This is a genomic window from Prochlorococcus marinus, from assembly GCF_001180245.1.
Taxonomy (GTDB): Bacteria; Cyanobacteriota; Cyanobacteriia; order PCC-6307; family Cyanobiaceae; genus Prochlorococcus_A; species Prochlorococcus_A marinus_F.
On record NZ_CVSV01000108.1, the window covers coordinates 1 to 213 of the forward strand.

At 36.6% G+C, this 213-nt stretch carries 1 protein-coding gene; it reads right to left on the minus strand.

From position 1 onward, the window contains the following. Positions 1-213, minus strand: a 213-nt coding sequence (locus tag AMO19_RS03530) for an NADH-quinone oxidoreductase subunit H (protein ID WP_179850499.1), incomplete at both ends; no start/stop codon positions are given.

The following is a 213-nucleotide window of genomic DNA, read 5'->3' on the forward strand; positions in this document are numbered from 1 at the left end:
AGAAACTTAGCTATTAATTCAACTGGAATAGGAAAACCCCATCCTCCCAAATAAAGTATTGATACTAATAAAGCGGAAAGAATTAAATTAATGTAACTACCCAGGTAGAACAATGCGAATTTCATCCCTGCATATTCAGTTTGATATCCCGCAACTAATTCTTCTTCAGCTTCGGGTAAGTCAAATGGAAGTCTCTCACATTCTGCAAGAGCA